At 68.1% G+C, this 6,951-nt stretch carries 11 protein-coding genes and 1 pseudogene; 7 read left to right on the top strand and 5 right to left on the bottom strand.

Features of this window, described 5'->3' with window-relative positions; translation table 11 throughout:
• Window positions 1–133: pseudogene (locus tag FFS27_RS25460) on the top strand (LysR family transcriptional regulator); the annotation flags it as partial.
• Between the two features lie 239 nt (window positions 134–372).
• Here FFS27_RS25460 and FFS27_RS25455 read toward each other — a convergent pair.
• Complete coding sequence (locus FFS27_RS25455) at window positions 373–825, bottom strand: flavodoxin (protein ID WP_003102319.1); 453 nt, start codon at window positions 823–825, stop codon at window positions 373–375.
• A 279-nt stretch (window positions 826–1,104) separates the two neighbouring features.
• Between FFS27_RS25455 and FFS27_RS25450 the strand changes: the two genes are divergently transcribed.
• The 6 genes from FFS27_RS25450 to FFS27_RS25425 all read left to right on the top strand — a co-directional run bounded on the left by FFS27_RS25450 (window position 1,105) and on the right by FFS27_RS25425 (window position 4,258).
• A complete protein-coding gene (locus FFS27_RS25450) occupies window positions 1,105–1,662 on the top strand; it encodes a hypothetical protein (protein ID WP_003111015.1) in 558 nt (185 codons plus the stop codon).
• 110 nt (window positions 1,663–1,772) lie between these two features.
• Entirely contained in the window at window positions 1,773–2,477 is a 705-nt protein-coding gene (gene folM, locus FFS27_RS25445; RefSeq protein WP_003138201.1) for a dihydromonapterin reductase, read from the top strand.
• Window positions 2,478–2,494: 17 nt separating this feature from the next.
• Window positions 2,495–3,055: a GTP cyclohydrolase I FolE gene (gene folE, locus FFS27_RS25440; protein ID WP_003091896.1), complete on the top strand. Its 561-nt coding sequence runs from the start codon at window positions 2,495–2,497 to the stop codon at window positions 3,053–3,055.
• 1 nt (window position 3,056) lies between these two features.
• Window positions 3,057–3,428, top strand: a complete 372-nt coding sequence (gene folX / locus FFS27_RS25435; protein WP_003091897.1) for a dihydroneopterin triphosphate 2'-epimerase — start codon at window positions 3,057–3,059, stop codon at window positions 3,426–3,428.
• 128 nt (window positions 3,429–3,556) lie between these two features.
• Window positions 3,557–3,868, top strand: coding sequence for a DUF1244 domain-containing protein (locus FFS27_RS25430; RefSeq protein WP_003091898.1), 312 nt, complete (start codon window positions 3,557–3,559; stop codon window positions 3,866–3,868).
• Between the two features lie 51 nt (window positions 3,869–3,919).
• Complete coding sequence (locus tag FFS27_RS25425) at window positions 3,920–4,258, top strand: HopJ type III effector protein (protein ID WP_003091899.1); 339 nt, start codon at window positions 3,920–3,922, stop codon at window positions 4,256–4,258.
• Between the two features lie 179 nt (window positions 4,259–4,437).
• Here FFS27_RS25425 and FFS27_RS25420 read toward each other — a convergent pair whose 3' ends face one another.
• From FFS27_RS25420 to FFS27_RS25405, 4 genes are all read right to left on the bottom strand, one after another.
• The gene (locus FFS27_RS25420; RefSeq protein ID WP_003091900.1) at window positions 4,438–4,653 is read right to left on the bottom strand and encodes a TOBE domain-containing protein; all 216 of its coding nucleotides are present in this window, start codon (window positions 4,651–4,653) and stop codon (window positions 4,438–4,440) included.
• A gap of 40 nt (window positions 4,654–4,693) precedes the next feature.
• On the bottom strand, window positions 4,694–5,518 hold the full coding sequence (gene ssuB / locus FFS27_RS25415; protein ID WP_003117544.1) for an aliphatic sulfonates ABC transporter ATP-binding protein: 825 nt from the start codon (window positions 5,516–5,518) through the stop codon (window positions 4,694–4,696).
• Window positions 5,515–6,303 carry an aliphatic sulfonate ABC transporter permease SsuC gene (ssuC, locus tag FFS27_RS25410; protein ID WP_003091909.1) on the bottom strand — a complete coding sequence of 263 codons (789 nt, stop codon included), beginning with the start codon at window positions 6,301–6,303 and terminating at the stop codon, window positions 5,515–5,517. Before ssuC ends, ssuB begins: the two co-directional genes overlap by 4 nt.
• Window positions 6,304–6,323: 20 nt before the next feature.
• Window positions 6,324–6,951 (bottom strand): LLM class flavin-dependent oxidoreductase (locus tag FFS27_RS25405; RefSeq protein ID WP_137952278.1); only part of this gene is annotated, 628 nt, incomplete at its 5' end.

Here is a 6,951-nt window from a genome sequence, read left to right as displayed (position 1 = left end):
GGTCCTGCTCAGGGAGCCGGACCTGCGCTGGGACATCGCCTTCATCTGGCGCCGGGGCGGCTACCTGTCGCGGGCGGCGCAGGCCTGGCTGGAGCTGCTGCGCGAGCAGCCGCTGGAGGAAAGCCCGGCGTAAGATGAATAACCGCCAGCTCGGCAGAAGCTAGGCGGATAACGCCTGGAGGCGTTATTCGCCCTACCGCTTGCTCCCTCCCCGTGTAGGGCGAATAACCGCCTCGCGGTTATCCGCCGCCTCGGCAGGCGTTTCGGCGGATAACGCCTGGGGCGTTATTCGCCCTACCGCTTGTCCCCTCCCCGTGTAGGGCGAATAACCGCCACGCGGTTATCCGCCGCCTCGGCGGGGTACGCCCGGGATCAGCCCTTGAGGGCGGCGGCGAACTCGGCCAGCCAAGGCTCGGCGTCGGTCTCGGGGGTAACGGTTTCGCTGGCATCCAGGCGCAGCATCGGCAGCACTTCGCGCACGCCCAGTTCGCCGAACAGTTCGCGAACCTGCTCGCCGCCACCGCAGAACGTGTCGCCGTAGCTCGAATCGCCCAGGCCGATGACCCCACCCGGCAGGCCGTGCCAGGCCGGCAGTTGGTCGCGGATCGCGTAGTACAGCGGTTGCAGGTTGTCCGGCAGTTCGCCCATGCCGGTGGTCGAGGTCACCACCAGGAATGCCTCGGGGGCGAAGGCCTTGAGTTCGTCGAGGCTGGCGCGGGGCAGATGGGAGGCCTCGAGGCCGGCCGCGGACAGCAATTTCTGGGCGTGCCGGGCGACTTCTTCGGCGGTGCCGTAGACCGAGCCGGAGAGAATGGCGACTTTCATGAACACTCCGTAAGCCAACAGGGGTAAGCCGGGCATTATGCCGCATGCGTTCGCCGAGCGGGACGCACCGAATCAATGCAGACAGGCCACAAAAGCACCATTTCGGTGCGCGCCCTGTCATCGGGATGTCATCGCGCTGCCGTAGACACGGCAGCGAACCTTCGCCACCACGGCGGGAACGATCCTTGCCTGTCCTCCGACGCAGCCCACCACCCCCGGCGCTGCGCCGTTGTCCGAGGGCGCCCACGAAGCGCGCTCAACCGTTCCAGGAGATACACGATGTCTACCGCTCCCGTTACCCTGCTGGTGGCCCGCCGCGTCGCCGCCGGCCGTTACCGCGACTTCCTCGCCTGGCAGCGCGAAGGCGAAGCCCTCGCCGCCGACTTCCCCGGCTACCTCGGCTCCGGGGCGCTGGCGCCGCCCGCTGGCGGAGACGAATTCCAGATGATCTTTCGCTTCGCCGACGACGCCACCCTCGCCGCCTGGGCCCACTCCGCCTCGCGCCAGGCCTGGCTCGAACGCGGCCAGGGACTCTTCGACGAACCGCGCGAGCACCGCGCCCACGGACTCGCCGCCTGGTTCGACGACAACCGCAAACCGCCGCGCTGGAAGCAGAGCGTGGCGATCTGGCTGGCGTTCTTCCCGGTCTCGCTGGCCTTCAACCTCGGCGCCGGCCCCTACCTCGGCGAGCTGTCGCTGGCCGCGCGGGTGCTGCTCAGCACGCTGGTCCTCACCCCGTTGATGACCTACTGGTTCATTCCCCTCTCCAGCCGTCTGCTCGCCCCTTGGCTGCACCGCCGCCCGCAGCGCGCCGCCAGCCTGCCGGAAGCGCACTGACGGCTTGCCGCCCACCCCGGCGGGGTGGGCCGTAGCGCAAGGCTTTGCCCGACTGGCTCAGTCGGGTACCCTGCATCCATCCGATTCCCTTCGCCTGCTGTGAGAGTCCCATGGCGACAGCCCCGATCCTGATCACCGGCGCCAGCCAGCGTGTCGGCCTGCATTGCGCCCGCCGCCTGCTGGCCGACGGCGAGTCGGTGATCGTCAGCTACCGCAGCGAACGCCCGGCGCTGGACGAACTGCGCCAGGCCGGCGCGCTGACCCTGCACGCCGACTTCGCCAGCGAGGCCGGCATCTTCGCCTTCATCGGGTCCCTCCGGCAGCATACCGACAGCCTGCGAGCGATCGTCCACAACGCCTCGGACTGGGTCGCCGAGACGCCCGGCCACGAAGCCGAGGCGTTCCAGCAACTGTTCTGCGTGCACATGCTCGCGCCCTACCTGATCAACCTGCACTGCGCCGAGCTGCTGGAACGCTCGCAGCCCGCCGACATCGTCCACCTCACCGACGACGTGGCGCGCAAGGGCAGCGCCCGGCGCATCGCCTACTGCGCGAGCAAGGCCGGGCTGGACAACCTGACCCTGTCGTTCGCCGCGCGCTTCGCGCCGAGGATCAAGGTCAACGCCATTTCACCGGCGCTGGTGATGTTCAACGACGGGGACGACGCCGAATACCGCGCCCGCACTCTGGCGAAATCCGCCCTCGGCATCGAGCCGGGGCCGGAAGTCATCTACCAGAGCCTTCGCTACCTGTTGGACAACCCCTACGTCACCGGGACCACCCTGACCGTGAACGGCGGCCGCCACGTCAAGTGAGGCGCCAAGGACCCCTTATGAACCCAGCACTTTCCCAGCATTACCGGGAGATCCTCGTCGGTCTCGGCGAAGACCCGCAGCGCGAAGGCCTGCTCGACACCCCGAAGCGCGCGGCCAAGGCCATGCAGTACCTCTGCCACGGCTATGGCCAGACCCTGGAGGAAATCGTCAACGGCGCGCTGTTCGCCTCGGACAACGATGAAATGGTCATCGTCCGCGACATCGAGCTGTACTCCCTGTGCGAACACCACCTCCTGCCCTTCATCGGCAAGGCTCATGTGGCGTACATTCCCACCGGCAAGGTGCTCGGCCTGTCGAAGGTGGCGCGGATCGTCGACATGTTCGCCCGCCGCCTGCAGATCCAGGAGAACCTCACCCGGCAGATCGCCGAGGCGGTCCGCCAGGTGACCAGCGCCGCCGGCGTGGCGGTAGTGATCGAGGCCCAGCACATGTGCATGATGATGCGCGGGGTGGAGAAGCAGAACTCGCAGATGTTCACCTCGGTGATGCTCGGCGCGTTCCGCGACTCGAACACCACCCGCCAGGAATTTCTGCAATTGATCGGAAGGAGCAAGTGACATGCCGCGACTGGAACCGGGAATGGCGCGAATCCGCGTCAAGGACCTGCGCCTGCGCACCTTCATCGGGATCAAGGAGGAGGAAATCCTCAACAAGCAGGACGTGCTGATCAACCTGACCATCCTCTACCCGGCCGCGGACGCCGTGGAGGTCAACGACATCGAGCACGCGCTGAACTACCGCACCATCACCAAGGCGATCATCCGCCACGTCGAGGAGAACCGCTTCGCCCTGCTCGAACGGATGACCCAGGAAATCCTCGACCTGGTGATGGAGAACCCGGCGGTGCGCTACGCCGAGGTGGAAGTGGACAAGCCGCACGCGCTGCGCTTCGCCGAGTCGGTCTCGATCACCCTCGCCGGCCACCGCTGAGGCGGCCGACGAGCGAACCGCGCGAAGACGCGCACAAGCGTTGCCCGCCGGCCGCGCCAACTCTTATCATCGCCGGACCTGGCCCTGTGCCTTCACCCTGCCCCGAGCCATCGTCGAGAAACACCGCCATGACCGCAGCCAACCTCACCGAACAGCAACGCCTGGAACTCGAAGCCGCCGCCTTCCGCACCCTGGTCCATCATTTGCAGACCCGGAAGGACGTGCAGAACATCGACCTGATGAACCTCGCCGGTTTCTGCCGCAACTGCCTGTCCAAGTGGTACAAGGCCGCCGCCGACGACCTCGGGGTGGAAGTCAGCAATGACCAGGCCCGCGAAGAGATCTACGGCATGCCCTATGCCGAGTGGAAAGCCAAGTACCAGAAAGAAGCGAGCCCGGAACAACAGGCCGCCTTCGCCAAGAGCCAGGGCAACGCCTGAGGCCACCGGGCCCCTTGCCAACCCTGCCCCAGACACCATGAGCCTGTTTCGATGACCCTGACCGACTTCCGCGCGCGTCTGCGCAGCGAACACCACCTGTTCACCGACACCCTGGCGTTCATCGCCGAGCACTACAGCTACACGCCGAGCGCCTTCGACAACGGCAGCGTGAGCAACCCGGCCGGGCAGAACGAAGGTTCCTGCAAGACCCTGGGCTTCGCCATCCTCGAAGGCCTCAGCCTCGAGGAAACCCTGCTGGCCTTCGGCGAGCACTACCGTGCGGTGCGCGACAACCCGGAAGGCGACGACCACGCCAACATCCGCGCCCTGCAACAGACCGGCCTGGCCGGCGTGCATTTCGAGCGCCAGCCCCTGTCGCGCCGGGGCTGAGAAGTCCCGGTCGACCCCACGGCGGATGACCGCGAGCGGTTATTCGCCCTACCGACCGCTCCATAGCGACCCACGCTAGCCGTCGCCACCGGCCGGCCTTGCCGATACGCGACGAAAAAAGGCGGGGCCCCATCGGGGGCCCCGCCCTTCTCGCCGCCGCAAGCGCGGCGCAGCCAGCGTCACAGCTTGGCGATGGATACCTCGGTGGACTTGACGAAGGCGATCACTTCGCTACCGATGGCCAGCTCCAGTTCCTTCACCGAACGCGTGGTGATCACCGAAGTGACGATCCCGGCGGCGGTCTGCACGTCGATCTCGGACAATACCGGCCCTTCGATGATTTCCTTCACGGTGCCCTTGAACTGGTTACGAACGTTGATGGCTTTGATGGTCATGGCGTTTCTCCTGGGGGGATTCGGAACGAGGCATGGTTGCTTAGAGCGCCCAGCGCAGTTGCGTGGGCAGGGGTGAAACGGGTTCGGGTTGCGGCGGCAGCTCCGGCTGCGCCAGCACCCGGTTGAGCACTTCGGCTTCCAGCGCGGCCAGTCGTGCCGAGCCACGCGAGCGCGGCCGGGGCAGTTCCACCGGCAGGTCGAGGCCGATCTCGCCGTCCTCGATGAGGATCACCCGGTCGGCCACCGCCACCGCCTCGCTGACGTCGTGGGTGACCAGCAGGACGGTGAAACCGTGTTCGCGCCAGAGTCCTTCGATCAGTTGCTGCATCTCGATCCGGGTCAGCGCATCGAGCGCGCCGAGCGGCTCGTCGAGCAACAGCAGGCGCGGCTCGTGGATCAGCGCGCGAGCCAGCGCGACGCGTTGCTTCTGCCCGCCGGACAGGGCCGCCGGCCACTCGTTGGCACGCTCGGCCAGGCCGACCGCCCGCAGCGCCTGCCGGGCCTTCGCCCGCCAGTCGCCGCGCAGGCCGAGGCCGACGTTGTCGATCACCCGCTTCCACGGCAGCAGGCGCGAGTCCTGGAACATCAGCCGGGTGTCCTCGCGGGCCTCGGCCAGCGCCGCCGAGCCGGCCAGCAACTCGCCGCGGCTGGGCTGGTCGAGGCCGGCCAGCAGGCGCAGCAGGGTGCTCTTGCCGCAGCCGCTGCGGCCGACGATGGCGACGAACTGCCCGGCCGGAACCAGCAGGTCGATGTCCTTGAGCACCTCGCGCTCGCCGAAGCGCCGCGCCACTCCGCGCAGGGCCAGCGGGATACCGCGCTTGAGGCGCTGCGGAGTGCCGCCAAGGGCGGCGTTGTGGGCGTTCATGCGCCACCTCCCTTGACCTGGTAGGCCGGGTGCCAGCGTAGCCAGACGCGTTCCAGACCGCGGGCGGCGAGGTCGGCGAGCTTGCCGAGGACGGCATAGAGCAGGATCGCCAGGACCACCACGTCGGTCTGCAGGAACTCGCGGGCGTTCATCGCCAGGTAACCGATGCCAGAGCTGGCGGAAATGGTCTCGGCGACGATCAGGGTCAACCACATGAAGCCGAGGGCGAAGCGCACCCCGACCAGGATCGACGGCAGCGCGCCGGGCAGGATCACCTGGCGGAACAGGGCGAAGCCGGACAACCCGTAGCTGCGCGCCATCTCCAGCAGGCCGGGGTCGATGCCGCGGATGCCGTGGTAGGTGTTCAGGTAGATCGGGAACAGCGTGCCGAGGGCGACCAGGAAGATCTTCGCCGACTCGTCGATGCCGAACCACAGGATCACCAGCGGGATCAGCGCCAGGTGCGGCACGTTGCGGATCATCTGCACCGAACTGTCGAGGAAGCGTTCGCCCCACTTCGACAGGCCGGTGACGAAGCCCAGCACCAGGCCGATGGTGCCGCCGATGAGAAAGCCGATCGCCGCGCGCCAGCCGCTGATCGCCAGGTGCTGCCAGATCTCGCCGCTGCGCAGCAGCGCCCAGCCGGCCTCGAGCACGGCGCTGGGCGCGGGGAGGATGCGGCTGGACAGCCAGCCGAACTCCACCGCCGCCTGCCACACCGCCAGCAGGACCAGCGGCAGCGCCCAGGGCGCCAGGCGCTCGGCCAGTCGTTTGGAAATGCTCATGTCGTTCGCTCCGACCGCTCTCAACTCTGCGCGGCCTGCCGGGGCAGGATGTCGTTGGCCACCATCTCGCCGAACGGGCTGACATAGCCGCGTCCCTCGGGCTGCGCCGGGCGCTGCACGTCGAGGTGCGGGAACAGCAGTTCGGCGACCCGGTAGGACTCTTCCAGATGCGGGTAGCCGGAGAAGATGAAGGTATCGATGCCCAGCTCGGCGTACTCCCTGACCCGCGCCGCCACCGTCGGTCCGTCGCCGACCAGCGCGGTGCCGGCGCCGCCGCGTACCAGGCCGACGCCGGCCCAGAGATTGGGGCTGACTTCCAGGTTGTCGCGCGAACCGCCGTGCAGCGCGGCCATGCGTTGCTGGCCGACCGAGTCGAAGCGCGCCAGGGAGGCCTGGGCGCGGGCGATGGTGTCGTCGTCGAGGTGCGCGATCAGGCGATCGGCGGCCTGCCAGGCTTCCTCGCTGGTCTCGCGGACGATCACGTGCAGGCGGATCCCGAAGCGCACCTGGCGGCCCTGGCGGGCGGCCTTCTCGCGTACCTGGGCGATCTTCTCGGCAACCGCCGCCGGCGGCTCGCCCCAGGTCAGGTACAGCTCGACCTGCTCGGCGGCGAGGTCCTGGGCGGCCTCCGAGGAGCCGCCGAAGTAC

The organism is Pseudomonas sp. 2VD (assembly GCF_005503585.1).
Taxonomy (GTDB): Bacteria; Pseudomonadota; Gammaproteobacteria; order Pseudomonadales; family Pseudomonadaceae; genus Pseudomonas; species Pseudomonas aeruginosa.
This window is presented reverse-complemented; position numbering and strand designations above follow the sequence as displayed.

What these genes read in the sequence shown, in the direction of transcription:
- FFS27_RS25425 (WP_003091899.1), top strand. Translation starts at nt 3,920, where the DNA reads ATGACCCTGACCGACTTCCGCGCGCGTCTGCGCAGCGAACACCACCTG.
- folX (WP_003091897.1), top strand. Translation starts at nt 3,057, where the DNA reads ATGCCGCGACTGGAACCGGGAATGGCGCGAATCCGCGTCAAGGACCTG.
- FFS27_RS25420 (WP_003091900.1), bottom strand. Translation starts at nt 4,653, where the DNA reads ATGACCATCAAAGCCATCAACGTTCGTAACCAGTTCAAGGGCACCGTG.
- FFS27_RS25455 (WP_003102319.1), bottom strand. Translation starts at nt 825, where the DNA reads ATGAAAGTCGCCATTCTCTCCGGCTCGGTCTACGGCACCGCCGAAGAA.
- folE (WP_003091896.1), top strand. Translation starts at nt 2,495, where the DNA reads ATGAACCCAGCACTTTCCCAGCATTACCGGGAGATCCTCGTCGGTCTC.
- FFS27_RS25450 (WP_003111015.1), top strand. Translation starts at nt 1,105, where the DNA reads ATGTCTACCGCTCCCGTTACCCTGCTGGTGGCCCGCCGCGTCGCCGCC.
- folM (WP_003138201.1), top strand. Translation starts at nt 1,773, where the DNA reads ATGGCGACAGCCCCGATCCTGATCACCGGCGCCAGCCAGCGTGTCGGC.
- ssuC (WP_003091909.1), bottom strand. Translation starts at nt 6,303, where the DNA reads ATGAGCATTTCCAAACGACTGGCCGAGCGCCTGGCGCCCTGGGCGCTG.
- ssuB (WP_003117544.1), bottom strand. Translation starts at nt 5,518, where the DNA reads ATGAACGCCCACAACGCCGCCCTTGGCGGCACTCCGCAGCGCCTCAAG.
- FFS27_RS25430 (WP_003091898.1), top strand. Translation starts at nt 3,557, where the DNA reads ATGACCGCAGCCAACCTCACCGAACAGCAACGCCTGGAACTCGAAGCC.